This window comes from Pseudoalteromonas luteoviolacea (assembly GCF_018100925.1).
Classification (GTDB): domain Bacteria; phylum Pseudomonadota; class Gammaproteobacteria; order Enterobacterales; family Alteromonadaceae; genus Pseudoalteromonas; species Pseudoalteromonas obscura.
Genome location: NZ_JAGJEH010000006.1, coordinates 270,553 through 297,520, shown reverse-complemented (window position 1 = coordinate 297,520; position 26,968 = coordinate 270,553). Strand labels below are relative to the sequence as shown.

24 protein-coding genes are annotated in these 26,968 nt (G+C 43.5%); 10 read left to right on the top strand and 14 right to left on the bottom strand.

All coding sequences use genetic code 11. The features are described 5' to 3' along the window. Positions 1-26: 26 nt before the first annotated feature. The 3 genes from J8M00_RS14885 to J8M00_RS14875 all read right to left on the bottom strand — a co-directional run bounded on the left by J8M00_RS14885 (position 27) and on the right by J8M00_RS14875 (position 5,703). Positions 27-2,213 (bottom strand): DUF6359 domain-containing protein, encoded by a 2,187-nt coding sequence (locus tag J8M00_RS14885; RefSeq protein WP_211011318.1) that lies wholly within the window; start codon positions 2,211-2,213, stop codon positions 27-29. A 105-nt stretch (positions 2,214-2,318) separates the two neighbouring features. Further along, the gene (locus J8M00_RS14880) at positions 2,319-4,358 is read right to left on the bottom strand and encodes a bifunctional 2',3'-cyclic-nucleotide 2'-phosphodiesterase/3'-nucleotidase (protein ID WP_211011317.1); all 2,040 of its coding nucleotides are present in this window, start codon (positions 4,356-4,358) and stop codon (positions 2,319-2,321) included. A 262-nt stretch (positions 4,359-4,620) separates the two neighbouring features. After that, positions 4,621-5,703: a helix-turn-helix transcriptional regulator gene (locus J8M00_RS14875; protein WP_211011316.1), complete on the bottom strand. Its 1,083-nt coding sequence runs from the start codon at positions 5,701-5,703 to the stop codon at positions 4,621-4,623. A gap of 195 nt (positions 5,704-5,898) precedes the next feature. Here J8M00_RS14875 and J8M00_RS14870 point away from each other — a divergent pair, with 195 nt between their 5' ends. Further along, entirely contained in the window at positions 5,899-6,747 is an 849-nt protein-coding gene (locus tag J8M00_RS14870) for a DUF2306 domain-containing protein (RefSeq protein ID WP_211011315.1), read from the top strand. A 242-nt stretch (positions 6,748-6,989) separates the two neighbouring features. On the opposite strand, the gene J8M00_RS14865 is transcribed toward J8M00_RS14870, so the two are convergent. Beyond that, the gene (locus tag J8M00_RS14865; RefSeq protein ID WP_211011314.1) at positions 6,990-7,685 is read right to left on the bottom strand and encodes a LipL32 family surface lipoprotein; all 696 of its coding nucleotides are present in this window, start codon (positions 7,683-7,685) and stop codon (positions 6,990-6,992) included. A 248-nt stretch (positions 7,686-7,933) separates the two neighbouring features. On the opposite strand from J8M00_RS14865, the gene J8M00_RS14860 reads away from it, so the two are divergent. From J8M00_RS14860 to J8M00_RS14845, 4 genes are all read left to right on the top strand, one after another. Beyond that, a complete protein-coding gene (locus J8M00_RS14860) occupies positions 7,934-9,055 on the top strand; it encodes a saccharopine dehydrogenase family protein (RefSeq protein WP_211011313.1) in 1,122 nt (373 codons plus the stop codon). After that, a complete protein-coding gene (locus J8M00_RS14855) occupies positions 9,052-9,528 on the top strand; it encodes a DUF2269 family protein (RefSeq protein WP_247687393.1) in 477 nt (158 codons plus the stop codon). The genes J8M00_RS14860 and J8M00_RS14855 overlap by 4 nt, the downstream gene beginning before the upstream one ends. Positions 9,529-9,531: 3 nt before the next feature. Then, positions 9,532-9,915: a DoxX-like family protein gene (locus J8M00_RS14850; RefSeq protein WP_211011312.1), complete on the top strand. Its 384-nt coding sequence runs from the start codon at positions 9,532-9,534 to the stop codon at positions 9,913-9,915. Between the two features lie 92 nt (positions 9,916-10,007). Further along, the gene (locus tag J8M00_RS14845) at positions 10,008-11,009 is read left to right on the top strand and encodes a tetratricopeptide repeat protein (RefSeq protein WP_211011311.1); all 1,002 of its coding nucleotides are present in this window, start codon (positions 10,008-10,010) and stop codon (positions 11,007-11,009) included. Between the two features lie 132 nt (positions 11,010-11,141). On the opposite strand, the gene J8M00_RS14840 is transcribed toward J8M00_RS14845, so the two are convergent. Further along, on the bottom strand, positions 11,142-11,345 hold the full coding sequence (locus tag J8M00_RS14840) for a hypothetical protein (RefSeq protein ID WP_211011309.1): 204 nt from the start codon (positions 11,343-11,345) through the stop codon (positions 11,142-11,144). A 317-nt stretch (positions 11,346-11,662) separates the two neighbouring features. On the opposite strand from J8M00_RS14840, the gene J8M00_RS14835 reads away from it, so the two are divergent. Further along, on the top strand, positions 11,663-13,720 hold the full coding sequence (locus J8M00_RS14835) for a S9 family peptidase (protein WP_211011307.1): 2,058 nt from the start codon (positions 11,663-11,665) through the stop codon (positions 13,718-13,720). A gap of 40 nt (positions 13,721-13,760) precedes the next feature. On the opposite strand, the gene J8M00_RS14830 is transcribed toward J8M00_RS14835, so the two are convergent. From J8M00_RS14830 to J8M00_RS14805, 6 genes are all read right to left on the bottom strand, one after another. Then, the gene (locus J8M00_RS14830; RefSeq protein ID WP_211011306.1) at positions 13,761-14,546 is read right to left on the bottom strand and encodes an ABC transporter permease; all 786 of its coding nucleotides are present in this window, start codon (positions 14,544-14,546) and stop codon (positions 13,761-13,763) included. Between the two features lie 232 nt (positions 14,547-14,778). Next, the gene (locus J8M00_RS14825) at positions 14,779-15,408 is read right to left on the bottom strand and encodes a protocatechuate 3,4-dioxygenase (RefSeq protein WP_211011304.1); all 630 of its coding nucleotides are present in this window, start codon (positions 15,406-15,408) and stop codon (positions 14,779-14,781) included. Positions 15,409-15,627: 219 nt separating this feature from the next. Beyond that, entirely contained in the window at positions 15,628-16,332 is a 705-nt protein-coding gene (locus J8M00_RS14820; protein ID WP_211011302.1) for a hypothetical protein, read from the bottom strand. Positions 16,333-16,409: 77 nt separating this feature from the next. Then, complete coding sequence (locus J8M00_RS14815; protein WP_211011300.1) at positions 16,410-17,198, bottom strand: lipoate--protein ligase family protein; 789 nt, start codon at positions 17,196-17,198, stop codon at positions 16,410-16,412. A gap of 66 nt (positions 17,199-17,264) precedes the next feature. Further along, positions 17,265-18,176 (bottom strand): LysR family transcriptional regulator, encoded by a 912-nt coding sequence (locus tag J8M00_RS14810; RefSeq protein ID WP_211011298.1) that lies wholly within the window; start codon positions 18,174-18,176, stop codon positions 17,265-17,267. A 248-nt stretch (positions 18,177-18,424) separates the two neighbouring features. Beyond that, positions 18,425-19,381, bottom strand: coding sequence for an alpha/beta fold hydrolase (locus J8M00_RS14805; RefSeq protein ID WP_211011296.1), 957 nt, complete (start codon positions 19,379-19,381; stop codon positions 18,425-18,427). A 198-nt stretch (positions 19,382-19,579) separates the two neighbouring features. Here J8M00_RS14805 and J8M00_RS14800 point away from each other — a divergent pair, with 198 nt between their 5' ends. Next, entirely contained in the window at positions 19,580-19,762 is a 183-nt protein-coding gene (locus J8M00_RS14800) for an alternative ribosome-rescue factor A (RefSeq protein ID WP_211011295.1), read from the top strand. Positions 19,763-19,838: 76 nt separating this feature from the next. Further along, positions 19,839-20,273 carry a hypothetical protein gene (locus J8M00_RS14795; protein ID WP_211011293.1) on the top strand — a complete coding sequence of 145 codons (435 nt, stop codon included), beginning with the start codon at positions 19,839-19,841 and terminating at the stop codon, positions 20,271-20,273. On the opposite strand, the gene J8M00_RS14790 is transcribed toward J8M00_RS14795, so the two are convergent. After that, the gene (locus J8M00_RS14790; RefSeq protein ID WP_211011291.1) at positions 20,270-21,226 is read right to left on the bottom strand and encodes a bile acid:sodium symporter family protein; all 957 of its coding nucleotides are present in this window, start codon (positions 21,224-21,226) and stop codon (positions 20,270-20,272) included. The two genes, J8M00_RS14795 and J8M00_RS14790, sit on opposite strands and share 4 nt — an antisense overlap. A gap of 202 nt (positions 21,227-21,428) precedes the next feature. Between J8M00_RS14790 and J8M00_RS14785 the strand changes: the two genes are divergently transcribed. Next, a complete protein-coding gene (locus J8M00_RS14785) occupies positions 21,429-22,835 on the top strand; it encodes an alanine/glycine:cation symporter family protein (RefSeq protein WP_211011289.1) in 1,407 nt (468 codons plus the stop codon). A gap of 52 nt (positions 22,836-22,887) precedes the next feature. Here J8M00_RS14785 and J8M00_RS14780 read toward each other — a convergent pair whose 3' ends face one another. After that, on the bottom strand, positions 22,888-23,934 hold the full coding sequence (locus J8M00_RS14780) for a PLP-dependent cysteine synthase family protein (protein ID WP_211011286.1): 1,047 nt from the start codon (positions 23,932-23,934) through the stop codon (positions 22,888-22,890). A 276-nt stretch (positions 23,935-24,210) separates the two neighbouring features. Here J8M00_RS14780 and J8M00_RS14775 point away from each other — a divergent pair, with 276 nt between their 5' ends. Beyond that, the gene (locus J8M00_RS14775) at positions 24,211-26,004 is read left to right on the top strand and encodes an ABC transporter transmembrane domain-containing protein (protein ID WP_211011284.1); all 1,794 of its coding nucleotides are present in this window, start codon (positions 24,211-24,213) and stop codon (positions 26,002-26,004) included. Here J8M00_RS14775 and J8M00_RS14770 read toward each other — a convergent pair. Beyond that, positions 26,001-26,768: a hypothetical protein gene (locus J8M00_RS14770; RefSeq protein WP_211011282.1), complete on the bottom strand. Its 768-nt coding sequence runs from the start codon at positions 26,766-26,768 to the stop codon at positions 26,001-26,003. The genes J8M00_RS14775 and J8M00_RS14770 overlap by 4 nt on opposite strands. Positions 26,769-26,968 lie beyond the last annotated feature (200 nt).

Sequence of the window (26,968 nt, the reverse complement as noted above, 5' to 3'; positions counted from 1 at the left end):
ATGGCCTGAACCTCTTCGCTATATAATTAATTTAGCAGTGTTAATTTGCTCACACTGCGCACACCTGGGTGGCTCATATAATCATTTTTAATGCCTTCGACTCTCAGTCGTTTGCCGATTAACTCAGGGTTGAGCAAAGGGCTGTAGGTATCGCGCTGTGAAGACTCAAGCTTAATATAAAGTTTGTTACCAGCATTGTTTGAGTCCGTCAGTTCAAGCGCATATTTATTGTTAATTGCTGCTGTGATAGTGCCTGATACAACCACAGGTTGACCATTGTTCATTGCTAACACATCAGAGACGCTTAGATCGCTGCCGTGATCCGGGTTGCCGCTATTATCATCTGAAGTCAGTGTAATACTTGAAACTTGGCGCACACCAGGCTGACTCATGTAGCTGTCACGCACCCCTTTGAGCACTAAAGTTGCATTGAGTACATCAGGGTTCAATACAGGACTAAACTGCGCGCGCTGGCTGCTTTCTAATTTGATATTGATGGTAAAGCTTGGGTCATTAATGTCTTCTAAAATCAATGCATAAATATTATTTAAAGCAGACTTTACGCGACCCGTTAACTCGATAGACTCACCTTGTGCAGTGGCCAATGCTTGCTCAACTGACATGTATGAAGGCGCTATTTGCAGTTCAGTGACGTAGCGAATGCCTGGTTCACCCATATAGCTGTTGCGCTTTCCTGTCACAATAATATTTTGATTTAAAATTGCAGGGTTTAGCTGTGGGTTAAAGTCGGCTCTTTGGTTGCTTTCCAGCTTAACAAAAATGTGTGTTGCGGGATTGTTGAGGTCGCTTAGTTGCAATCCGTAAATACCATTGATCGCAGCAGTAACCTTACCGATCACGACTAGAGGTGTATTCTGCGGTGCCGCTAACGCATCGCTGACAGATACAGCATTACCCGGTGTTGGGTTTGGATCCGGGTCAGGATCAGGATTTGTTTGACCGTCTCCATGTGGGGCATTAAACGAATTGTTTTTGTAGGTATCTGTGTCCCATGGATTAAAACCGCTAGCAGGCGTGCCCCACGGTTGACCATTGTTGGGATCTGACATTTCTTGAGATGCCATGGGGGTCGGTGTAGCAAACCCGCTGGCATGGCCATTTTGACCATCGAAGTATTGGTAACTTTCAGGGGATGCAAGCCAGTTTATGATATTAACAGCGAGTACAGAAGCATGACCGGGATCTGTCCAACCAGGATAAGTTTTTTTAGTGTTGCCGTTATCTTGGCGACGGTATTTTGGTGTCGCATCTTCTATCGGGGATGAATCACCGATGAAAGCGGCTTTACCGGCACCAGATTTGGCGATAGCAACGTAGGGGCCTTCAGCTTTTCCGCCAAAATATAGTCCGTCATCTTTGGCATGTCGCCATTTGACTGGTGTATCGGATTCTGAGAAGTAAACCAGTCCCTTGGCTTTTTGTGGGTCAACAATTGCGAGGGTTGCGCCAGCGGCCATCAAGATTGGGTCAACACCTTGTGTTATCCCTTCAGTTTGAGCACTAGGCTCTACACCACTCACACCTTGCTTGTAGTCAACACCATTAAAGCGGAATCGGATCCCAAAGTTTTCAACTAGCCATCCTGCATGAGCCGATTTTGGATTGCGCCAGTCGCCATATGCGCCACCCATGTTGTATTTACTCAGATCTGAGCGGTTGTAGCCGTTGAATACTTCAGTTGCATCCCAAGTATTTAAATTGCGATCCGCATCATAGTGATCGGCAACGAAAAATATGCCTTTGCCACTGGCGACATATTGCTCAAGCGCAGCTTGCTCAGCCAATGTAAATGGTCTATTCGTTTCTGCTAGTACAAATACATCGGCGTCTTTGATTGCATCAAAGGTAATGATGGCTTCATTTGTTTGTGCGCCATTAGTACGATCATCGTAAAAGCGGATACGGCCATCATTGTTTAGGTCAACACCGCGGTATTCTTTGACGGTATAACCATGTTGAACAAGTGCGTCTGCAAAGTCTGAAAAAGCGCCGTCAATGACCCAGTCAGCATTGCCTTCAACGCCACCATGAGATACGTCAAAATAAACGGTCTTGCCGTTATTATTAGCTGCACTAGGTACTTTAACTGGCGCTGTGTTATTCCAGTCGTAGGCTGCGGCGGTTGTAAAGGTTGAATGGGCAAGTAAACCCGCACTGAGCAAGACTGATAAAGTCAGTTTATTTACAGTCATTTTTCAATTCCCGTTGGTTTGGTTTATTGTTACAGCCAACTTCCTAAATAGCTGCAAAGGAGGTGAGGTGCACTCTTTTGTGCACCCCGTATGGGTATTTGGGTGTTATTGGTTGTTAAGTTGAGATAAGTTCAGCTGATACAGTGCAAAGCCAGCTTCATTGGCTTTATCAAGCGGCTGAATATGGTTGAATTGTTCACTGTATGTTTTAGCGTGTTCACTGTTTGACGTAGTGAACTGAATTTGTGCGTTTTCAATTGCAGTAAATGACCAGTTCATATCGGCAGAAGGATCTAAACCTTTTCCTTCATTCGCTCCGCTTTTGTGGGTGATATAATTGGCAACAACTTGGCGGTTTTCATCAGGTGATGGGTTGATGATTTTATCAGCGCTGATGCCCGGGAAGTTACCACCACCTGAAGCGCGATAGTTGTTGGTGACGACTAAAAACGCCTGTTCGTCGGAAATGGGCTTCCCTTGATATGAAAGCGCTTTGATACGCTGGCCATCAGATACTTTTTCGCCTTTGCTGTTGTAACGCGCGGGTTGAGTGATATCTATTTGGTAAGTGACGCCGTCGATAACATCGAAATTATATGAAGGGAAGTCACCATTGATCAATGACTGCATTTCCATTGAATCAGGGTCAATTTGATTAAACTGCCCAGCCGACATTTCTAGCCACTCTTTTACTTCGGCGCCATTTAACTTCAAGATTGTTAATGTATTTGGGTAGATATATAAATCAGCAACGTTACGGTAAGCAATATCACCAGCAGCGATATAGGTATAGTCGTCGGCACCACCACGTCCAGCTCTAAATGGTGCGCCGGCAGAAAGAATTGGTAGTCCATCATACTCTGAGTTTTGCATTTTCTCTTGCGCATACCAGGTCTGTGCATCGGTCACGATTTGGATGGAAGGGTCATCGTTGACGAGGGCAAAAAAGCTATTTACTTGATTGGTGATTTTTGCAAAAGGTTCATTTACCCAAGTGCGAGTTTCTTCGTGGTCATGGTGCACAGCAGCTTCAATATCGGCATCGTTGTCAGCCAAAGAGGTGACGTTTCTATCTGCATCTTGTTCATATATCGGCATGAGTGTCGATTGCGATCCTGTTACAGCCCAGCCGTCAGCTTGATAGGTGAGAGTTACATCGATAATACCGAGGTGATTGCCCCAAAAGCCAGGCATAACGGCGGCCACGCCATTAACCGTTCCTTTTTTGGTGTCAATCCCTTTGTCTTCCATGCCTTCATAGCGTGGGCCTGGGAAATTGGTATGAGAATGACCAAACATGATGGCATCAATACCGGCAACTTTAGACAGGTGGTAGCTGGCGTTTTCTTGTTTTTCAGTATGTGCGGAGGTATCGATCCCTGAGTGTGGAATGGCAATGATGATATCCGCGCCTTTTGACTTCATCTCTGGCACGTATTTGTTCGCCATCGCGACGATGTCTTTGGCAATGACTTTACCTTCAAGGTTAGCCTTATCCCATTGCATGATTTGCGGAGGCACAAATCCGATATAACCGACTTTGATGGTATGAGTATTACCATCTGTATCTACAAATGCTTTGTCTTGAATAAGATAGGGAGAGAACAGAGGCTCATCATTGCTATCATCATCGTCGCCATCGTATTTAAAGACATTGGCAGAAATATAGGGGAAATTTGCGTCATCAATGGCTTCTTGTAAAAACTCTAAACCGAAATTAAATTCATGGTTACCAATATTGGCAACGTCATAGTCCAAGGTGTTCATCGCTTTATAAACAGGGTGAACTTCACCGTCTTGCAGGGTTTTTATTTTAGCTATGTAGTCACCTAAGGGACTACCTTGGATGAGATCGCCATTGTCGACAAGTACTGAGTTTTGCGCTTCGTTTCTTGCTTTATGGATTAAGGCTGCGGTTTTTACTAGGCCGACTTTGTTGTCTTGCGCATCTGTAAAATAGTTAAAATTAAGCACATTGGCATGTAGATCTGTGGTTTCCATCAGACGCAACTCGATAGCTGTGCCAATCACCACTTCTTGATTTGGGACTTTGGCTTTAACTTCGTTGTCATCTGAATCAAAACAACCCGTTAATAAGGTGGTTGTGCTACATAACAGCGCCAATGGCAGTAATTTTGTTTTCATAATCCTTTCTCATTTATCGGTTTTAGTGACGCTACTATAGAGAGCAAAAAAGACAAATAAGCTAAGAAAAAGTGGCAAGTTGGTTCCAAAAATATGACAAAAATATTGAGTGGAAGAATCGTGTTCGGTTTGTTCTGAAATACTTTTACCTTATTAATTTATATGAAATTATTTATTTTTAGGTTGGGTGAAATGCCTGTGGATTAGAATTTTTTATTTTGGTTTTAGGCGTATTTTACATCGTTTTTAAGACCGGAGAGGGTCAGATAGATACCGGTGTCGCAGGTGGTAGAGTTTGTCTATATTGGTTTGGTGTTGAACCTGTATAGGCTTTAAAGGCGCGAGTAAATGGACCGACAGAGGCGAAACCGCTTTCAAGTCCAACGACGAGTACCGACCAATGTTGTTTATCGGCATCACTTAATAACTGCATGGCATGTTGAATACGTTGTTCATTGATATAGTGGTTAAAATTACGGGCGCCCATATGCTCTCGCAATATTTTGCTGACCTTGTACTCAGAGACATCGAGCTTCCTTGCAATGTCTGCCACTTTTAAATTTGTTTGCAGGTAGCCCTGTTGCTCGATGATAAGGTTGTGAATTTGCTTTGCAAGGGAGCTAGTTTCTTCAGAGCTGGTAGCGTGTGATTTTAAGCTGTGAGCATGAGGCGCGATAGTGCCTTCCTGTGCTTGTTTACGTAAAGTGCTGCGCCAGATAAGTAGTGTTTGTAAGCAAATTAAGATACCTATGGTGAGCAGTGATGTGATCAAAGCCAGTTGCTCTGGGTTACCATTAAGCACATTTTGCGCTGTTTTACTGATCAAAATAGCGCTACCAAAAATGCTCAAAAACACAATGCGCTGTTGCTTATCTATACGAGATGCTTGATTAAAGCCTCTGCATGCCTCCCAGCAAGAGAGCATCAATATACCAGACGACAATAAAATAGTGACCTCTCCCAATGAGCTGAACAACAGGCTTAGCCAAGGGGAGTGCAGCGTCCAGTGTGCAGTGGCAAAGAGGTAACCTTGTTGAAACACGACCAGTACTGCAATTGTAATCGCAACGGCGATGTGCTGCCATGCTATCGGGTTTTTTTCTCGAAAGAGCGCTCTTGCGATCAACCAGAAGCAATTACAAGTTGCACAGGCAAGCATGCCGATGAGGTATTGATAGGGACCAAGGTCTGCGCCGGTAATACGTTTAGCTGCGGTCATTGCAACTGAGCCACAGAAGATTGCAAATAAAATATGTAGTGTCTTTTTATTACGCACACCGAGTTGAGCAAATAGCAAGATAAGGCTAACAGCTAGCAAAATGACATGAATGTATGGCTGTATCATGTGGTGATCCCAAAGCTCGAATACAGGTAAAAAAATCGACATGCTAATCGTACTCAACTGGCCTCAATACCTCAATTTTGCTTTTGTAAGTAAAGATTGCAAAAAACCATGCACCGAATTTCGAATTCGGTGCGACTAATCGCGTTGTTTTTGTCACCTTAGTAATTAAATCAACAGATTACAAAAGGGGCTAAGATGATTTCTTTAACTTTATCACAACTTAAACTACCTACCTTAACCGCTGAAAATACACTCAATGGTGCGACTAAAAGCTGGATGGTGGTGGCATTGGCAGGGCAGTGGGCATTTGCCATCTATATCTTGAGTCTATATGCATTGCCTTTGGCTATGGGCAGTATCGAAAAAGCAGGAGCTATATCTCCAGCGCAAGGGCTCAATAGCAATATTAACTTTCAATCAGCAATGTTTTTTGCGCATGTTTTACCCGCAGCTTTATTGGCATTGAGTGGCTTATTCCAACTGCTCCCCAATGTTCGTAAACGCTACCCTCGTTTTCACCGCTACAATGGCCGAGTGTTTTTTTTACTAGGTCTATCGGGGGCGTTGACTGGCCTATATCTAACATGGGGAGCAGGCCACCGGCTCAGTGATATAGGATCATTGGGGATTACGCTAAATGGCGTTTTGATCCCTATCACCATTTACTTCGCTTGGCGTTACGCGATTAAAAAGCGTTTTGATGCACATCAACGCATGGCGGTACATAGCTTCTTATTGGTCAATGGAGTTTGGACATTTCGTCTATACCTGATGGGGTGGTATTTAGTTAATCAGGGGATGAATGGTAATACGCTAACACTTGATGGTCCTGTTGATATATTTCTTTCATTCGCCTGCTATCTGTTGCCAATGGCCATGTATGAATTAATTTTATGGGGTAAACGTCATCGACATGTGAGCGTTAGATGGTGTGTTGCTGGGGTAGCTTGCTTTGGTGTTTTGATTACGCTTATTGGTTTGACTGCTGCTGGGATGATGATGTGGTATCCAAGCATAAATTCAATTTTAACGGCGGTGCTTTAAATTGCTTTCAGTGCGCTGAACTAAGGTGGTCAGCGCCATTTTTGATTAAAGGATGATGCTGAAGCGACTGTTTGAAATAAGTCTAAAACTTTGGGTTTTATTTTTAACTAATTTAATACCTTGAGGGTGAGTTAGTCATTGAGCTAATTTGCGTTAAGGAATAGCGATAATGCTACAGTAAACTTGAAGCTTACAGCCATGATGTGGGATAAGGTGATGCACTGCATCACCCTGACTTATTCTTATAATTTGCCGTCATTAACTAGCTTATGAAGCTCCTCCAATGAAGCCGCAATTTTCACACCTGGTACATTGGTGCCAATGGTGGCTTCAAATGAGCCCTCAACTTGAGAGCGGAAAGAGGTGAATGAGATACGATAAACCCCTCTGACTAAAGATTCAGTCGGGTTGTTTAAATTGGTTGTTTGTCTTAAGAGCGAGTTGTAATAAGCCCCACTGGGGTTTGCTGGTAATTCTCGTGTGTCATCGTTGTAACCCAATGGCTGCAATACTTTACCGCCTTGCGCAATTTTTTTGCTGTCGATGATATTCATACGATCAAACACGATGTAAGTATCAAAGTACTTTGCTTGGTCTTTTTCCATCCCCGGAGCAAAGTTTGTGTGCACAAAGTCTTTGTCAGTTGGCTTTGACTCAACGGGTGACTGCATTGAGATACCAATTTCGTCAACAGCCGCAGGTACCCATGCGTACAAATAGTACGTATCTTTCCCTTTATATACGCCCTCTGGTTTGACGGTGGCGTCAACATAGCCATAGTAGTTGACGTAATTTGCATAGGGGGCTCTTACCTCAAGTGGACCAATCCCCTCAGAGAGAGAACTTTTTAAATAAGGTGATTGAGATGTGCTCATACAAGCGGTAAGGGTGGCAAGAGAAAGGACAGCTATTACCTTTCCTGTTGTTTTAAGCGTCATTAAATAACTCCTTGTCCTGATAGAATTCAAGGCAAGTCTAGCCGTGATCGCATACTTTGCAATGTGAAATGAATAGATTTTTTTTCATTATGCAATGTTGAAGACGCGTCAAACTCAGCGCTTTGTTGTGTCTGTGATTTTGGGTAGTATAACGAACGATAAAGGCTGTAGATTTGGACTGATATTCTTTGATCTTAATGAGTTAAAAACCAGCAATCTTGATACTGTAGTAGAAGTAAGGATAGGCAATGTCAAAAAAGGTAATTATATTAGGTGGCTATGGTAATTTTGGTCAGCGCATAGCGAAATCTTTAGCTAGCCATGATATTACCTTGATAATAGCAGGAAGAAACCAAGAAAAAGCTGAGCAATTTGTAGAACTGCTGAAAAAATCCTCTAATGCAACACTTGAAACGTGGCAGGTAGATTTGCATGCAGACGCATTTTCACAGCAATTGAAAGCACAAAAGCCATTTATGGTGATCCATACAGGAGGACCGTATCAAGGCCAAGGCTACACAGTACCAAAGGCCTGTATTGACGCTGGAGCCCATTATATTGATTTAGCTGATGACAGACAGTTTGTATGTGATATTGGCTGTTTAGATAAAATGGCGCGGGAAAATGGTGTGTTAGTCGTAAGTGGTGCCAGTTCGGTACCCGGGTTATCTTCGGCGGTGATCGATCACTTTTTACCTTTGTTTGAAAATATAGACAGTATTGATATCGCAATTGCACCTGGGAATAAAGCCCAAAGAGGCACTGCGACAATTGAAGCCATTCTTACCTACACAGGGCATCCCTTTTCGGTATTTAGACAAGGTCGCTGGCAACCAGCCTATGGTTGGATGGATGCTAAAAGTCATGACTTTGGCGATATTGCAAAGCGCCGTTTATTAGCCAATGTAGATGTGCCAGATCTGGCCTTATTTCCCGAGCGGTATGGTGTTTCCGAGCGAGTGAGTTTTCAAGCTGGATTAGAATTGCCTTTATTACACTGGGGGATGGTCACAATGGCTGCTATTGCCAAGTGGAACATAGTCAAAAGCTGGGCTCCTTTAGCTAAGCAACTCGATACTTTGAGCAATTGTTTTCTTAAATTTGGCAGTGATATTGGCGCGATGGAAGTGTCGATTAAGGGACGAGATTTAAACGTCCAGCCTCAGACATTGACTTGGCGACTGTATGCTCCAGATGGTCACGGGCCTTATATTCCCACTTTTTCAGCAATAATTATTGCCAAAAAGCTGCTATCAGATAGCATCGATCACCGAGGAGCCACAGCGTGTGTTGGTCTGTTGAAATTATCAGAGTTTTACGCGCACTTTAATGCGTTTGGCATATATCAAAAAGAGCAGGTATTGAAATGATGGAACCATATTTTATCGCCAAGTTTATTCATATTTTAGCGGCGATTGTGGTGATGGGGACAGGTGCGGGCATCGCGTTTTTTATGTTCATGGCAAACCGCTCTAATAACCCTCAAGCAATTTATGTGACTACGCAACATGTTGTATTAGGAGACTGGCTGTTTACTACACCGGCCGTTGTGACACAAATCGTAAGTGGCCTCTATCTAATGCATCTACTAGGCTACTCTTTTCAATCTCCTTGGTTTTTAATGGTTGCAGGGCTTTTTGGATTAATCGGTCTCTGTTGGCTTCCAGTATTGAAAATACAATATAGACTACGTCGACTAGCCAAAGAATCTATCGATAAAGGGCATGTGACTGGCGAATTTAAAGCCTTAATGCGGCGTTGGACCCTGTTGGGGATCCCGGCTTTTATCGCTATTTTAGCGTTATTGGTGCTAATGGTCTTTAAGCCTCTATCAGTGGTATAAAGAATGCGTTTACAGCACAAGAGATTGTATCACTGCGCCTGCTTTAGCCTCGCGTTTGTCTGGATATTTACCGGCTTAACTTCGGTGTTTTTTGCGCCCCATATTGGTTTTGATATTCTTGCAGAAGCACAAATTTATGGCACCTTAGCCAAGCTCGCTGTCTATGGTGGTGGCGCATTGGATATCGGATTGGGGCTTTGGTTGTTAGCTCAGAAAAAAGTCAAATTGTGCTGTATGGTGCAGGTACTTACAATTGTTGTATATAGTGGGCTATTATCGTGGATTGATGGCAGTTTTTGGTTGCACCCGTTTGGGCCCGTTACTAAAAACTTGCCAATTATTGTGCTTATCTTATGGGTCTATCACACTGACTCACATCAACCATAGAGTCGGTGTTTTATGTATCAAGCGCTCGGTTATTTTGAATAATACGCGCTGCCTATCTATATTTTAGTTAACTTATTCGGTGGAGAGGTGATGTGCGAGCTGCTGAGGTAATTGCCTTACTTAGTCTTATTACAGGTACGGTTGTGGCCGCTCCACTGGACGATAAGCTCAAAGAAGCGGAGGATTATCTTCGTGTTGACCCTTCTCGAACACTGAAAATTCTCAATAATATTCCTACGCCTCACGCCTTGACAGATGTCCAGCAAATTAGGTGGCATATTGCTGCAATGCGGGCGTCCGTATTTACTGGTGAACTGAAGCAAATCATTGATTCTATAGAAGCGATTTTTCATCATCAAACACACCCTTACTTTATTGATAAGCTCGTAACAGTTACGAGTGGTACAGGTATTTGGCTGCGTAAACACGATTACATCATTGATGCGCAAATCAGCTTAGAGTGCTCGGTGAAGTATGCGATCAATGATAGGCAAAGACTGACCATTACAAATAGTTTGGCACTGCTTGCTCGGCAACTTGATGAGTTGGAAAAAGCGAAAGCGCTTTATAGCAAAGCACAGAAATTAGCAAAACTCGCCGATAGAAAAAACCTGCTGGCAATCATTGAGAATAACCAGGGTTTGATTGCACTTGAAGAAGGGCGTATTGAACGGGCTGAGCAACACTTTAGGGCGGCACTGGCAGGGTATCAAAATATTGACAAACGCTCGGGCCAGATCTCTGCGGGCGTAAATTTACTTTTTGTCTTTGCTTTGCAGCAACAATGGGTCAATTTTCAAAGATTATATAGTCCAACTGAAACCTTGACGTTGGCATTTCCTAATGAGGGCAAGCAAGCTTTGCTACTGTGGCTCAATACACGATTTAAGCATATGCATGGAGAGCCTTTAACGGTAAAAGAGAAGAAGCGGTTGCTCGACGCCTACACGCAGTTAGATGATGACAGGATCCGCAAATTGGTAAGTGAACACTTGTCAACAGGCATGGATATGATACTGCCAGGGTTTAAAAAGCCGGTAACAAAGCGCTTTAATCGCCCATGGTTTGAAAAAGTGAAACGATGTGACTGGTAATCGTTTAAACGGGCTACTGTTTCTTGTGGGCTTATCAATGACTAAAAGCGAATTATAACAATGAGTGAATTGCTACTTATCAATGCCGTACTACCTAGATCGGCATTAATATGGGGAACCTAGTACAGATTATTAGCCTTGACACCAACCTCTGGTATTACAACCTTTATACGGGGTTGTGATACAGGGTCCATTGGTCCAACATGGCATTTGACCAGATTGACACCAATAGTCTTTCGAGGCAATAGCACCACCGCCAACTTGTTTAGTGACATCTGAGTTAAGTCGTTTTTGGCTTAGCTGTTTAATGCCTTTTTTATTTAGCTTTAATTTCATGTTATATCCTTTTTGTTTGTTTTTTGTACTGCATACTCAGAGTCACAATTAACCTCGCGTTAGTCAATTGCATTTTTTTTATACTGTGATTGTGTGCCTTAATGGTATGGGCTTTGCAGGATTCAACGGCGGGTTTTCAGTGTGAAGTCGGTCATCTCTTACTACGGTAATTAGTCGCAGTTGTTTTGAATAGTCCATTTGTTTAAGGCATCTTAGCACTGAACTGATAATTGATATATTGTAACAAGACTCATTGACATTTATGTCGGTACAAACCGTGATGTTAAGGCGATGAGTTCAATACTAAGAGTCTGAATATGAAAAATAAAAACAAGCTAGGTTTAACGCTGTTGGCAGCTCATATGATAGCGCTACCAGTGATGGCTAAAGATACTCATCCCAATAATACGTGGCAGTATGAGGATGTGTTCAATATTGAGTACGCGGCATCCCCGCAGGTTCACCCTGACGGTTATAAGGTTGTTTACGAGCGCAGAGCAATGGACATCATGTCTGATAGCACCCGCATTAACCTGTGGGAGGTGGGTTTAAAAACCAATACCCATCAACCATTATTGTCTGGTAAAAATCAATTTCGCGGTGCTAAGTATTCACCAGATGGTAAGCGATTGGCATATTTAGCCAACGCAGAGGGTGATAACCAGCTGTATGTACGCTGGTTAGACTCTGGGCAAACGGCAAGAGTAACCAATGTGCATCAAAGTGTGGGCAATATAAGTTGGTCGCCAGATGGTAAGTGGATTGCGTTCACCATGTTTAAGCCAAAGAGTAAAAGTGGTCTTTTTAAAGATATGCCAAAGAAGCCAAAGGGGGCTCAGTGGGCGGGTAACGCCACATATATAGATGACATGCTGTACAAGCGTGATGGCGGTGGTTTTATCAAACATGGCTATCATCATATTTATGTGGTGCCGGCGGAAGGAGGAACACCTCGACAGTTGACGCAAGGGGATTTTCATCACCGCTCGTCATTAACTTGGAGTAAAGATGGTAAAGCGCTTTATTTCAATGCAGATCGTCATGATGACTGGCAAAATAGGCCTCGCCAATCAGATATTTATCGTATCAATGTCGCTGATAGTCAAGTTACTCAAATCACCGATAACAATGGTCCTGAATATCGCCCTAAACTGAATCAGCAAAGAGATAAAATTGCCTATCTCCACTATGAAGATAAGCGCTTATCGAGCCAAAACTTTGATATTTACATGATGGACCCAGATGGCAAAAACCAGATCAATCTCACCGAGTCATTGGATCGCCCAATTAGTGCCCATCAATGGGATAAAAAAGGACGTGGACTTTACTTTAGCTATGTAGATCATGGCCAGCAGTATGTGGGCCATGTCACTTTAAAAGGCAAAGTGACAGAGAAAGTTGCTGAGCTGGGAGGCTTGTCACTTGGACGTCCGTATACTTCGGGCCATTTTGCTGTAGCTGGCAGTGGCCGCTTAGTGGTCACTACTGCTGATACACAGCGACCTGCAGACCTCGCATTGGTGGATAAAAGAAGAAAGTCGGTTCAACTTACAGACTTAAATGAAGATTTGTTAGGGCACAAAAAGACCGCTGAGGTAAAAGCTATCACCGTTAAGTCTTCAGTCGATGGCAGGGACATTCAAGCTTGGTATGCCTTACCGCCTAACTTTGACGGCTCTAAGAAATATCCCATGATTTTGGAGATCCACGGTGGTCCACACACCGCATATGGCCCGAATTACAGTACAGAAGTGCAATTGATGGCGTCAAAAGGGTATGTGGTGGTCTGGGCTAATCCAAGGGGTAGTACGTCTTATGGGCAGGAATTTGCAAATCTCATCCACCATGATTATCCATCAAAGGATTACAACGACCTTATTGATGTCGTCGATGGTATGGTGGCGAAAAAGTTTGTTGATGAAGATAACTTGTTTGTTACTGGCGGTTCAGGTGGTGGTGTATTAACAGCTTGGATCATTGGCAACACTGATCGCTTTAAAGCCGCAGTTGTGGCAAAGCCTGTGATTAATTGGATTAGTTTTGCACTGACAGCAGATGCGTATAATTACTATGCAAAGTACTGGATGCCGGGCATGCCATGGGAAGCAACCGAGCATCTATGGAAGCACTCTCCACTGTCGCTGGTAGGCAATGTTAAAACACCAACTATGTTGCTAACGGGTGAAAATGATTACCGCACACCAATGAGTGAAACTGAGCAATATTATCAAGCACTACAGCTACGCGGTATAGATACTGCTATGGTGCGCATTCCCAAAGCGGGGCACGGTATTGCCGCAAGGCCCAGTAACTTGATCCAAAAGGTGGGTCATATCGTGGCTTGGTTCGAGAAATATCGAGATACCGAAAAGTAAAATCAAAGAGTAGGCAGCTTTAGAGCTGCCTATTCTTTTTTTAACAGAGGCTAACTTGAGGTTTCCCTTCCACTGAAATACTGCGCTTTGCCACCAGCCATAAGCTGACGGTAATGGTAATACTCATCATGACAAAAATAGCGAGCATGATCATAAGCTGATATTTAATTGCCACCATGGGGGATGCACCGCCTAGTATTTGCCCTGTCATCATACCAGGAATGGTGACAAGTCCCGTTGTTGCCATTGTAGCGAGTATAGGGGACATGGCTTTTTGTAATGCCTCTTGTACAAACGGTCGAGTTGCAGCACTGGGAGAAGCGCCTAATGCCAGCGCCCCTTGATATTCAGGCCAGCGTTCTTGCAACGCGCTATGGTAGCTTTGTAAGCAAATAATATTCCCAGAAATGCTATTGCCAAGCAGCATGCCAGCTAAAGGGATAACATAGCGCGCGTGATAAAAAGGTTCTGGTTGAATAATGCCCAAAGAGAGGATCGTCATTAACGGCAACAGTCCGGCAACTAAGCTGAGCGCAACGGGTATCAATACAATGTGTCTTGGGAAATGAAGTTTGTTGATGATTGCACTACTGCCAACTAAGACCATAGCTAACATCCAGGCTAAGTTGACCCAAATACTATTGAGATCAAACAACAGCTCTAGATAAATGCCGATCAAAATCAACTGTAAGGTCATTCTAACCAAGCTTACGACAGTTTCTTTCAACAAGCCTAACTGGTAATGCATATTGATGTAATAAGGAACGATTAGCGTTAGGCTAAATACCGCCAGCTGCCACCATTGAATATCTATGACGCTTTGCATACTTCAAACTACTGTAATTGAGTGCGTAAAACTAGGATTGTTGTTTACGATTATGCTCACGCTATCACGGTGATATGACACTTTTATTGATAGCCATAAAATGCGCTAGGGGAAGATCAATTGGTGAAAATATATGGCCGCGTTATTGAAGTCATCTAAATGTAGCGCCCATTCAGCGAGGGCAGTTAAAGCAAATTAACACTGAATGGACAATACGTTTTGCAAGTCGACACTAAACTTTAGCAAGGACAATATCATATCGATACTGATTGGCTTTTGATGTTGTTTTAGCGGTCATCAAGGCTTGCTCTTGGCGTGTTTTGCTTCTAAATAGTCCATCTTTTTGATTCAAAGGGTGGTCTGGAAAGTACATTTGAGTCAGTAGCGAATGATAGCCTCTTTTCGAAACTTTCAAGTGAATGTGCGGTGTACGTTGTTGTGAAGCATTCAACGGGTAGGCGCCAGGAAAGACGGTTTTAAAGCGAAAGTGTCCTCCAGCTTTTGTTTGTATTATCGCCCATGCCTGAAAGTTTTCGTCAATGGGGGCATTGCTATTATCGTGTGGATGATGATATTTTCCGTAGCTGTTAGCTTGCCATAAATCTATAGTTGTATCTTCTAACGGTACTCCCTGGTTGTCGAATACTTGTCCGTATATTTCTATCGCGATGCCCTTTGCTTTACCTTTTTTACCAACAACTTGAGTGAGATCTGCATCTTGATCTTTTTGCGGTGTGATCGGGTAATAGGGGCCTTCCATTTCGCTGGGGGTGAGAGTACGTGCGTGCACGTGCGTGCCTATTAAGCCCACAAGAGAGCCGAGTGTAATGTTTTTAATAAAGTGACGGCGATGTAATTTCATTGTGATTCCTCATGCAAAATGTTAAATCGCACCACACAAGATCATATCGTACACGGCCTATAATTACGAATAGGCAGGGTGCTCGAACGCCTGAGTCAGCTTATGTGGTGACGTGATATGAGTCTTTAATATCACGCCCCTCTCTGTCTTAATGAATATCTATTAATTGCTCAATAGAGTTTTAATAGATGCCTAATTGTATGATTTATAGGCTTATAATTATCTTTCATCTGTGACTATAAGGTGTTTTTGATAATTGCTAAATGTGGTTTTAGATGTTTCTTCGATTTCAATAAAGAAGGAGAAGGTACCGCTCATTTCCATCGTGTTATATTTGGGTAGTACGGTATTGTCTATGGTCATAAACTGCATGTGTAGCTTAAAGTGATCAATGTCAGCCAACGCAACTGGGCTGAATTCCTCGGTATTGTGAACAGATATGTGGTCAATATTCAAATTGTGTTTGTCTATCTGTATGCGACCCACTAACTTGCCGAGGGCATCGTCGCCCAGATCGGAGAGTTCAACGGGATATGTGAAGGAGATGTACTCAGGGGTTTCTCTATCAAGAGTTAATGCATCTGTTTTTATCAATTCTTTTATGCTGACAGAAAACCCTTCATTTTGTCGTTTTCTAGCAAATTCATCAGCTTGTTTATTCGATGGCTTTTTACCATTGAGTTGCAACAGCTGCCAGCGCTTACCTGCGTCTACGTGAGGTGTGTGTTGTGCTTGCAACTCGGTTTTTTCCCCTTCTTCAACTTCTACACTGTGTACTTGATAGGACCAATGTTGTTTATTGGTTTGCGTAAAACGTTCAACAGCTTGGTTGACCATGTTTTGGTGAGCAATCGATGCAGCCAAAGTGGGTATCGAAAGCAGAGTAAACGAAGTAACAACAACGGTACGAATGTGACTAAACATAAAGCGGCCTCCTTTTTTACACTACTTTGCAGGCGATGATGTGAAGCCAATGTGAAAACCAAAGGAGCTTATATATTTTAAAATTCTAATTGAGGGTCAATATCCGTATTAAAGTCACGTAAGGCGAGTAAAATTTCTTGCCTGATAACTTGGGTCAATTTGCCGTTTGGGTAGTGGCCTGCTAAATGTCTATCAACGCTAGTTGATGCGTGGGGATCGTAGCAATTGTCGCCACCTGCTAGCTGGTAAAACTGATTGACGATGCCTGTCGTATCATGTGGATCGGCTTCAATCATGATCATGGCTTGTGCTAATACGGCGCGGTAAAGCCCCAAGTCATTGGCTGGTGAAAGTGCTACTCGCTGAGCTGTACCTGTCACTTTGAGAGCATCAATATTGAGATTAAATCGACCGTCGCAATATGCACCGGGAGTTTCTCCATACTCACTCTGCAAGCCAAGGTTGCGCAGTGCGTTGCGAATAGGCTCACACAAGGAGATATAGATAGCATCTAAATCTAAAGGCTGGTCTTTGGTCTGTGCAAAGATGAGTGAAAAATTTAAAATACCAGGACCGTGAGGAACCGCAGTGCCGCCACTTTCTCTGACCGAAACAGGCCACCCCAGTTGAGCTAAGGTGTCACAGGCGCTGTCAAAATCCGCTAACCTGGCTTCTTTGCGACTGACAATCAATGATTGAGGGCATTCCCACAAACGTATTGTTGCCGGCTGTTCACCTTTGGCGACCTGCTTTAGAAGCGTCGAATCCAGCGCTAGAGCACGTTGTGTACAAGTTTCGATGGGATCATTGAGCACAGACCATTGGTGTGCACTGTAGAATTGCTCTGCAAGCTGTTTTTCATTCATGGTTGTCCCTAATAAAATTGCTGCACCATACAAGTATAGACGCCAAAGCTGCGTAGCGATTTACTGTTAATCGACCTCTGAGTTTTGTGTCGTTGGCATGATCATACTCTGGTATCTGAGTTCACCTAAAAAAGTCCTGGCAGCAGGCCCTAGGCTATCTCCGTCGACAAAAGTCAGGTGCAGCTGGGCTTGGCGTGTTCGCCCTGATTGTAAATTGAGCGCAACTAATTCGCCATTTTGAAGCTCTTTTTCTATTAATGGCACTGGCAACCAAGCAAAGCCAAAACCACTTTTAATCATATCTATAGAGGTACGCATATGGCTGACTGTCCAGCGTTGGCTTGCCTGTAGCCATCCTGAATCATGGCTTTTTGATACGGCAGAATCTCGTACTACGATTTGTCGGTGTGATTTTAAATCTTCTAAAGTCAGTGCCCTGCCACTTTGATGAAGGGCATGTTGTGGACTCGCAACGGCGAGAAACTCTATTTGGCAGAGCTCCTCGCTAAATAAGCCTTCAAGGGTAAATGCGGAAACAGCGATGTCGACGTTGGCATTTTGCAGCTGCTCATTGGCACCATTGAGGACGGACTCAACCAGTTCAATGCGTAAAAAAGGAAACTCATGGGAGACTTTATCGAGCACCCGATAAAGCAAATGTGCGGGGAATATCTCGTCAATGGCAATTCGCAATTTGGTTTCAATACCTTCTGCAAGGTTGGCACCTATGGTCTCTACCTTTGCGGCTTCCTCAAGTAAATATTCGACACGGCGTAACATAAGCTCACCAGCAGCAGTCAATATTGTTTTTCGGCCTTCAACACGAAATAGTTTGACGCCGAGCGCAGTTTCAATTTTATTGACCGCATTGTGGATACTAGATTGGCTTTTGTGGATCTGGGCAGACGCCTGATTAAAGCCGCCATGCTCAACGACGGCTTTAAACATACGCCATTGCTCGAGAGTGACTTTGAGCATATTACACCTGTGTACTTTAGTTACTTTGACGATAGAGATATCAGCATGATACACGAAATGCTAAGAGACTAGCATACTGTTGAAGCAAAGCTATGGAGCAAAATATGGGCGAGTGAATGCGCAAAAGGTTACGATCTAAATTTATATTATTCAGGTACAGTCAATATTTCCTTCGTTAAAGTACTTATTCCCAAGCAGTGAGGCTCATTCATTTCTGAATGGGCTTTTTTAATGCCCTTTGTACTGTACTAAATAGGCGCGGATCCCCAATCTCGTTTTTGCCCTTTTTGAGCAAGCTTTTTAGCACGTTTGAGTTCACTTTTACGAACATGTTTTGCTATCCACTTAATCATTTTAGGGGCAAGTTCGGGTGGTAGGTTATGACCCATACCTGGGACTATTTTGAGTTTGGATTTTCGGATCTGTTGAGCTGTTTTGATACCTTCTTGACTGGGGATAATGGGATCTGACTCTCCGTGGATCACTAACGTAGGCGCTTTTACCTTAGTCATTAATTCTTGGCGGCTGCCGCTGGCGGCCATTGCGGCGAATTGTCTTTGAAAAGCATGCGGGTTATAGGCGCGTTCAACGGTTTCAACTGCCTGAGCTTTTAAGGTTTGCTCGTCTTGAGGGTAAGCTGGGCTGCCAATTAATTGATTAAGCCGAATATTGTAGCGGACCGCAGCATCACGATTGGGTTTATCGGGGCGCAGTTTTGCGAGCTGTAAAAATACTTTTAAGTTGGCGTGAGTCAATTTAAGTGAGGACGAGGAAGACATGATGGAGGTTAAGCTCAAGACCTTTTTTTTCTGCTTTGCTGCTATCAGCTGTGCAATCATGCCGCCCATGGAAGCACCCACCAAGTGTGCTTTTTTTATTTTGAGCGCTTTCATTAATGCTAATGTGTCTTCTGCCATCTCTTCTAATGTATAGGGGGCTTGGCTGCGAAGTGGCAAACGGGCGCTTAACCAAGATTTGAACAGGCTGGGTCTCCCGTATTGCTCTAAATGGGTGGATAATCCGGCATCTCGATTGTCAAAGCGTACAACTCTAAAGCCCTGATCAACTAAGCCATAAAAAAGCGCGTCGGGCCATAAGGTCATTTGTGCACCAAGCCCCATGATTAAGATAATAGCCGGGTTATTTTTGTTTCCCACGTCTTGATAACTAATGGAAATATTGCCGCTAACAGAGATTGATTTCATACAAATTTGCGTCGCGTTTGCTCTTTATGCAGTTTAGGCATAAAAATAATAAATGCGTATGAAATCGAACATTTTATGGTTACAGGCTGGTTGTTGGCACTGTGGTACTTATTTGGTTCGGGTTTTTACTTGCAGAGCTGAGTATGACAATGAATAATAAGTGCTCACCTAATTATGTCAGACACAAAAGGTCAAACTATGAGTAAAAAAACACAGCTAACCTGTGAACATCATCGTGGGGAAATTAAAGAAAATGCGCTCAAAGCATTGGTTACAAGCCCTGTGTTTAAAAGTAAAGTTGAAAAAGCAAAGAAGGGTAAAGGCAGCTTTCGCAGAAAAGCAAAACACCAAGGCCAAGAGCCTTATTTTATGGCAGCATAACTGAAGACGTTGTGGCGAGTCATAAAATAGGGTTTTTAGGTGAGAAGCACTTAATAATACACATGGAGCAATTGATATGAAACGGAAGTGTTTACTTACTTTTTTACTCGCTTTTGGGTTGATAGGTTGTCAATCTGCCCCATTTACTTACAACCCCGAAGGATTGGGCCAACTTCAATTGTCGCGCATTTGGGTTGACCAAGGAGCGCGTAAGTATGCCAGCGATTATCGGGTAGAAATAGAATATATCTGGAATGAGCAAGGGCGAGAGCTTAGTGGGCGATTACCCTATGTCAGTGCCAAGTATAATCACCTGACACTCTCTGCTGGGGTGTATCGTATTCAAGCCAATTGTGCCAACAAACAGCATTCAGGTAGCGTAGAGGGTATTTTCAACTTTAGTTCTGGGCATCACTATCGCTTGTACTGTGAGTTGAAAAAAGACCGTCATACACTCGGGTTTGCGGTCTCAACACATGTGGCTTTAAAGCTAGAAATGACTGAGCCCTAATCAGGGAGTCGGGCATACTCTGTGGAAGTAGGTTGGTTATCCTCTTTTATTCTGCGCTTACTCCAATAACTCGCGAGCATTGATCCGCTGATGTTGTGCCAAATTGAAAACAGTGTGCCTGCAATGGCAGCTGCTGGCGAGAAAAATTTCATGGCTAAAGCAACAGCCAAACCCGAGTTTTGCAATCCGACCTCAAAGGCGATGGTTCTGCAGATCTCTTCACCAAACCCACACCACTTTGCTACCCAGTATCCGCTTAACAGCCCGATCCCATTGTGCATGATAACCGCGATAAGAATAATGGGACCTATCGCGGTGATATGTGACTTATTTAGGGCCACAATAATGGCAATGATTGAGACGATCGCGAACATAGATACCAAGGGTAGAATACGATGCACTTTGGCAACTTGATTTTGCAAAAAAGTGTTGATCAATAATCCCAAAACAACAGGTGCGAGGACGATTTTTAATAGGTTGATAATCATCGCTTGAGTCGGAATATCGACCAACTGTTGGGCGTACAGTGAGATTAAAAATGGCGTGATAAGCACTCCTAGTAAAGTACTAATAGCTGTCATGGTAATGGACAAAGCCACATCTCCTTTGGCTAAAAAGCACATCACATTACTTGCCGTACCACCTGCGACGCACCCTACGAGGATTATGCCAAGGCTGAGTGAATCATCTAGTTGAAGCATAAATACAATAACCAGCGCTACTAAGGGCATAACCAAATATTGTAGCAGTACACCAAGCAAAATAGCCTTGGGGGCCTGCATAACTTTATTAAAATCAGACCAAGTCAATGTCAGCCCCATACTGAGCATGATCACAGTGAGTAAAGGGATAATGGCAGATTTAAACGGTGTAAAGTGCTCTGGCGTGAGGTATGCGATGGTGCTAAGAAGCAGTGCCCACAGCGGGAAGAGTTGTATCGTTCGGTTTAACATGATGCTCTCAGAATGATTGATAGTTTTGGTATTGAACCGCTAAATTGTGGAACGAATATGTTGCAGTGCAACTGTACACACATTTGTATGTTTTTCATTCTGTTGTTATGTTAACAAGCAGTAACACATAGTCAATATTGTGCAGCTTAAAGCCCTGTCCTGAAGTGACTTTTTAGCTGCAATGCATTTACAGGGTAAATTTATGGTTGAGCAGGGTGTCGCATATATCAATCAAGTTCTGTGGGGAGAAGGCCAGCTTCTTATTTATGTTCTGTTATTTGCTGGTGGATGGTTTACCTATCAGTTACGCGCTATCCAACTGGTTGACTTCAAACATATGTTTGGGTTAGTGAGGCATAGCGCGAGTTCGGATCCAAACGGGATCAGCTCTTTTCAAGCTCTGTGTACCGGGCTCAGTGCAAGAGTGGGTACTGGTAATTTAGCTGGTGTGGCGATGGCCATTTCTTTAGGTGGAAGTGGTGCGGTTTTCTGGATGTGGGTGATAGCGCTGCTAGGTATGGCGACAGGGTTTGCTGAAAGTGTGCTGGGCCAGCTATACAAAGTGAAAGATAGTCAAAAGGAGTTTCGAGGTGGGCCTGCGTACTACATTCGTGCGGGCCTAAACAAGAAATGGCTGGCTGTATTATTTTCAATCTGTTTATTTCTTGGCTACGGTGCAAGTTTTAGCGCTATGCAAGCCAATACCATGGCTGAAGCACTCAATAACACCTTTGCAGTTCCGACTTATCTCAGTGGTTTGATGATTGCGATAGTCGCAGGTGTCATTGTGCTTGGTGGACTCAAACGTATCGCGCGTTTTGCTGAGGTGGTTGTGCCTTGGATGGGCGCGGCGTTTGTGATAACTGCGATAATCATCAGTGTTGTAAACATGGCTCAATTACCAGGGTTAATTGCAGACATCGTACTTTCAGCATTCGGTTTAACAGAAGCATCAGCAGGAGCACTGGGTGCGGCGATTAAAAGTGGTATTCAACGCGGTATGTATTCCAATGAGGCTGGTGCGGGAAGCGTGCCCCATGCAGCAGCTGGTGCAGCCCCAAATCCTAATCACCCAGTTGTTCAGGGGTATATTCAAATGTTGGGGGTCTTTGTTGATACTATCGTGTTGTGCAGCTGTACGGCTGTTATTGTGCTATTGTCTGGGATTGGTGCCAGTGGCGAAATGGCGGGGATCAGTGTGACTCAGCAGGCAATGGCGATTCATTTTGGCGAGTATGGTGACGACTTTATCGCGTTGGCAATTACGTTATTTGCCTTTACTTCTGTGGTTGCAAACTATGCCTATGCAGAGAGTAACCTGCACTTCTTTAAGCTGGACAATCGGCTGGGTAGGCTCAGCTATACAGGCATCTATTTGGCGATGGTGGTGTGGGGGGCAAATGCAAGTTTACAACAGGTTTGGAACTTGGCTGATATGTCTCTTGGGCTGATGACGCTTGTTAACGTATATGCCATTGTTTTGCTCACGCCTACGATAAAAAATCTAACGCAAGACTATCGCAATAAAAAGCAAGCCGGGAACAGTTTGGAGTTTCGACACGCTGACGTAGCGATCCAAGGCAAAACAGCAGAGGGAGTTTGGGAGTAAAAGACCGCCAAACAATGAAAAAGTGGCCAAGTTAGCCACTTTTAATTGTTTATCATGAATTAAACCAAGTCTTTAGTTGTGTTTGATAGGGAGTAATATCCCCAATGTGATTCTTGACCCACTCGGGATTGTAGTAGGTATCTAAATAGCGCTCGCCACTATCACAAATCAAAGTGACGATGGCACCGCCCTTACCTTGGCTATTCATTTTTTCAGCAGCACTGAGGGCACCCCATAAGTTAGTGCCAGTAGAGGGTCCGGCTTTGCGACCTGTAAATTCTTCAAGCCATAGCATGGCGGCAATACTCGCGGCGTCAGGGACTTGCATCATATGGTCGATGACATCGGGCTGAAAAGATTTTTCCACTTTTGGGCGGCCAATGCCTTCGATGCGGCTAGAGCGGCCTGTGCATATAGTGTCGCTATTTTGAGTATACCCTTCGTAAAAAGCAGAAAACTCTGGGTCGACTACCATTAATTCAGTTTCGTACCCTTTATAAAGAATATAGCGGCCAAGAGTTGCAGAAGTACCGCCAGTCCCTGCTCCCATCACGACGAGGTTAGGGACGGGGTGGGGCTCGAACTTCATTTGATTAAAGATGCTTTCAGCAATGTTGTTGTTGCCCCGCCAATCTGTGGCACGTTCCGCATACATGAATTGATCCATAAAGTAGCCATCAAGCTGCTGGGCAAGCTCAACGGCAGTGTCGTGCATATTTGTAGCGCAATCGACAAAATGGCACTGGCCACCATAAAATTGAATTTGATCTATTTTACTTTGTGCCGTGGATGCAGGCATTACTGCGACAAAGGGGACACCTATCATTTGCGCAAAATAGGCTTCCGAGACAGCGGTACTGCCAGAAGATGCTTCTATAACTGGGGTATTCTCTTTGATTTTGCCATTACATAAAGCATATAAAAACAATGAACGTGCTAAACGATGTTTTAGGCTGCCTGTGGGGTGGGTGCTTTCATCTTTCAAGTAGAGATAAATATCATTAAATTGAGGGAGCTGAAATTTAAACAAATGTGTATCAGCCGAACGGTTTTGATCCGCTTCTATTTTTGCAATGCTTTGTTTTACCCAGCTTTTCATTTTCTATCGCTCCTCTTGTATGATGCGAGTTCCACCATTGAGTTTATATTCTTTTTTGTTATAACTTATTCTATATGTAAATTGGAGATATTTTAAGCTTTATTTTTCGAGCTGAGATAACAAGCGCATCTGTCTTGTTACGTTTTGTAGCACTCTAATGACTTAAAACCCGAGCTGTGTACTTTTTATTGATTGCTTGAATATGGCACACTTACTCTATAAACAGCGCATTTTATTTAGCCATAGGCTGTGTGGAACAGCCATATAGGAACTAATTTGAGTAATTCAAACAATCAAAAACCACAAAAGGCAATTGCGAGTTTATTGCCGATTGTTTCCTTTGTTAAACCCTATAAATGGGTTGCGATGCTGGCCCTATTGGTGCTGTTAATTACCGCAGGGCTCAACCTTTCTATCGGGCAAGGCGTTAAGTTTGTTATTGATAGTGGTTTTATCGCAGGGTCCAAAGCGCAGTTAACGCAGGCAATCACAGGCTTGGTGGTGCTGATATCTTTGGTTGCAGTAGGCACTTTTTGTCGCTTTTACTTAATGAGTTGGCTAGGCGAGCGGGTAAGTGGTGATATTCGTAAAGCGGTATTCAAACAAATCGTTCATCTTCATCCCAGTTACTTTGAAGAAAACCGCAGCGGTGAGATGATGTCTAGGCTAACAACAGATACGACTTTATTGCAGTCTATTGTTGGTTCTTCGTTTTCCATGGCACTGCGCAGCTCTCTGGTACTAATTGGTGGGCTGATCATGTTATTGATCACCAATTTAAAACTGACCTTGTTGGTGATCACCTGTGTACCTCTTACTTTGGTGCCGATCATGATATTTGGCAAACGGGTGCGAAAACTCTCTGAAAATAACCAAAGTGCCATTGCGGATATTAGTACGTATGCCGGTGAAATTATTCAGCATATTAAAGTAGTCCAAAGCTATACCCACGAAGAAAAAGAAAAGCAGGCATTTGGTGGCGAAGTTGAAAAAGCCTTTAATGTAGCCAGACAAAGTATCAAACAGCGCTCATTTTTAATTGCGGCGGTGATTTTTCTTACCTTTGGCGCAATTAGCATTATGTTGTGGGTCGGCGGTATGGATGTACTAGAAGGACGCATGACTGGTGGTGAGTTAGGCGCATTTATATTTTATGCCATTATGGTCGCCATGTCTGTGGCAACCATCGCTGAGGTGTATGGTGAGCTGCAGCGTGCAGCGGGGGCCGCAAGTCGATTGCTAGAGTTGTTACAAATTGACAGTGAAATAAAAAATGCCGCCAACCCAAAACCGATGCAGCATGGCAATGAGATCAGTATTGCTTTTAACCAAGTAGACTTTTATTACCCGTCAAGACCTGATTCCGCTGCGCTAAAGGGAATTAACCTGTCAATTCCAAAAGGTAAAATCGTCGCTTTGGTTGGTCCTTCAGGTGCCGGGAAAACCACTTTATTTGAGTTGTTACAGCGTTTTTATGATCCGCAAAAAGGCGACATAATGTTCAACAATGAAGCGTTAACGCAGTTGGCACTGACTGACCTACGTCATTGTATGGGGATGGTACCCCAACACCCGGTGTTATTTAGCTCTAATGTCTGGCACAACATTCGCTATGGCAACCCTGATGCATCGGATGAACAGGTAATTGAGGCGGCAAAGCGCGCCCATGCTCATGATTTTATTGAGCAGCTACCAGAAGGGTATGATAGTTTTTTGGGTGAACAAGGTGTGAGGCTATCTGGTGGTCAAAAGCAGCGTATTGCTATTGCCCGTGCGATTTTAAAAGATCCAGAAGTATTATTATTGGATGAAGCAACCAGTGCATTGGATGCCCAAAGTGAATTTCATGTTCAAGCAGCGCTCAATGAGTTGATGCTACACAGAACGACTTTGATCATCGCACACCGTTTGGCGACCGTGACCCATGCAGATCTAATTGTGGTGATGGACAAAGGGCAAATTGTTGACTCAGGGACGCATCAGGACTTGCTGGCACAGTCTGAGCTTTATCAACGTCTATGTGAATTACAGTTTGATAAAGCGCAGACTGTGAATGCGTCAACCGCTTAGAATTGATAAATCAAATTGAAATTGGTTAAGGTGTCATTTTTGTTTCTATTAAACCAATTTGAGCGATTATGCACCAACTCGACTGAGCCTAAAAAGTGATTGGTAAACGCATACTCAAAGCTGACACTGAGGCCATAGGCAGAGCCATCATCTTCAAATGTGCCGACCTCGCATTCTGGAGCGTGTCTACCATCGCAGCGAGTGAATATTGAGCTGTAGTATGCGCCGTCAATTTCACCGGTTTGATAAAATATACTGCCGTACAGTAATGCATCTGGAGAAAAGCGGTAGCCAGAGACCCAAGCGATATCAATCAGGTCATGGTCCAATTTCCAATCGCTTCTATCATCTTGGTAAGAAATCTCGGCATTTTTGAAATAGGTACCAGACTCTTTGTCAGAGAGATAGGCTAATGTGATAGCATGAGAGATATTGCCTTTCTGTGCTGATTCAGCGTGCTGTCCGGAAAACTGGTATATCAAAGTGGTTTTGAGCGCTTTACCCGTTTGTACTTTGGCTGCAAAGCCGCCGCCTAATGACACCTCTAAACTGGCGTAGCCGTCGATATCATCGGACTCCCGTGAGGTATCACTAATGGTAATGGGTTGTCCCTCATCTAAGCCAATTGCCATCTTTACATTCAGAGGTTGGCCGTGAACTTCTGGGTTATCGAAACGTACCGAACCTATATCTGACTCCGGTGGTGTTGTGAAACAGCCTGTCAGTACCAGTGTAGAAGCAAAAGCAGCTGCGCACTTTTTCATATTTTTAGTCCCATTTTATATTAGGTAATGATTACTATTAATAAAGCGGGATGGTATCTATTTTTCCTGTAATAGCAACAATATTGAGGAAAAATTAATTACTTCATGAAACTTCCCACTCTTTACTATGGGATTGTGGGACGTATGGTAAGGTGTTGCTGAAGCCATATGTTTACTGACATTTGATGAAAGGATAAAAA

What these genes read in the sequence shown, in the direction of transcription:
- J8M00_RS14885 (WP_211011318.1), bottom strand. Translation starts at nt 2,213, where the DNA reads ATGACTGTAAATAAACTGACTTTATCAGTCTTGCTCAGTGCGGGTTTA.
- J8M00_RS14880 (WP_211011317.1), bottom strand. Translation starts at nt 4,358, where the DNA reads ATGAAAACAAAATTACTGCCATTGGCGCTGTTATGTAGCACAACCACC.
- J8M00_RS14875 (WP_211011316.1), bottom strand. Translation starts at nt 5,703, where the DNA reads ATGATACAGCCATACATTCATGTCATTTTGCTAGCTGTTAGCCTTATC.
- J8M00_RS14870 (WP_211011315.1), top strand. Translation starts at nt 5,899, where the DNA reads ATGATTTCTTTAACTTTATCACAACTTAAACTACCTACCTTAACCGCT.
- J8M00_RS14865 (WP_211011314.1), bottom strand. Translation starts at nt 7,685, where the DNA reads ATGACGCTTAAAACAACAGGAAAGGTAATAGCTGTCCTTTCTCTTGCC.
- J8M00_RS14860 (WP_211011313.1), top strand. Translation starts at nt 7,934, where the DNA reads ATGTCAAAAAAGGTAATTATATTAGGTGGCTATGGTAATTTTGGTCAG.
- J8M00_RS14855 (WP_247687393.1), top strand. Translation starts at nt 9,052, where the DNA reads ATGATGGAACCATATTTTATCGCCAAGTTTATTCATATTTTAGCGGCG.
- J8M00_RS14850 (WP_211011312.1), top strand. Translation starts at nt 9,532, where the DNA reads ATGCGTTTACAGCACAAGAGATTGTATCACTGCGCCTGCTTTAGCCTC.
- J8M00_RS14840 (WP_211011309.1), bottom strand. Translation starts at nt 11,345, where the DNA reads ATGAAATTAAAGCTAAATAAAAAAGGCATTAAACAGCTAAGCCAAAAA.
- J8M00_RS14835 (WP_211011307.1), top strand. Translation starts at nt 11,663, where the DNA reads ATGAAAAATAAAAACAAGCTAGGTTTAACGCTGTTGGCAGCTCATATG.
- J8M00_RS14830 (WP_211011306.1), bottom strand. Translation starts at nt 14,546, where the DNA reads ATGCAAAGCGTCATAGATATTCAATGGTGGCAGCTGGCGGTATTTAGC.
- J8M00_RS14825 (WP_211011304.1), bottom strand. Translation starts at nt 15,408, where the DNA reads ATGAAATTACATCGCCGTCACTTTATTAAAAACATTACACTCGGCTCT.
- J8M00_RS14820 (WP_211011302.1), bottom strand. Translation starts at nt 16,332, where the DNA reads ATGTTTAGTCACATTCGTACCGTTGTTGTTACTTCGTTTACTCTGCTT.
- J8M00_RS14815 (WP_211011300.1), bottom strand. Translation starts at nt 17,198, where the DNA reads ATGAATGAAAAACAGCTTGCAGAGCAATTCTACAGTGCACACCAATGG.
- J8M00_RS14810 (WP_211011298.1), bottom strand. Translation starts at nt 18,176, where the DNA reads ATGCTCAAAGTCACTCTCGAGCAATGGCGTATGTTTAAAGCCGTCGTT.
- J8M00_RS14805 (WP_211011296.1), bottom strand. Translation starts at nt 19,381, where the DNA reads ATGAAATCAATCTCTGTTAGCGGCAATATTTCCATTAGTTATCAAGAC.
- J8M00_RS14800 (WP_211011295.1), top strand. Translation starts at nt 19,580, where the DNA reads ATGAGTAAAAAAACACAGCTAACCTGTGAACATCATCGTGGGGAAATT.
- J8M00_RS14795 (WP_211011293.1), top strand. Translation starts at nt 19,839, where the DNA reads ATGAAACGGAAGTGTTTACTTACTTTTTTACTCGCTTTTGGGTTGATA.
- J8M00_RS14790 (WP_211011291.1), bottom strand. Translation starts at nt 21,226, where the DNA reads ATGTTAAACCGAACGATACAACTCTTCCCGCTGTGGGCACTGCTTCTT.
- J8M00_RS14785 (WP_211011289.1), top strand. Translation starts at nt 21,429, where the DNA reads ATGGTTGAGCAGGGTGTCGCATATATCAATCAAGTTCTGTGGGGAGAA.
- J8M00_RS14780 (WP_211011286.1), bottom strand. Translation starts at nt 23,934, where the DNA reads ATGAAAAGCTGGGTAAAACAAAGCATTGCAAAAATAGAAGCGGATCAA.
- J8M00_RS14770 (WP_211011282.1), bottom strand. Translation starts at nt 26,768, where the DNA reads ATGAAAAAGTGCGCAGCTGCTTTTGCTTCTACACTGGTACTGACAGGC.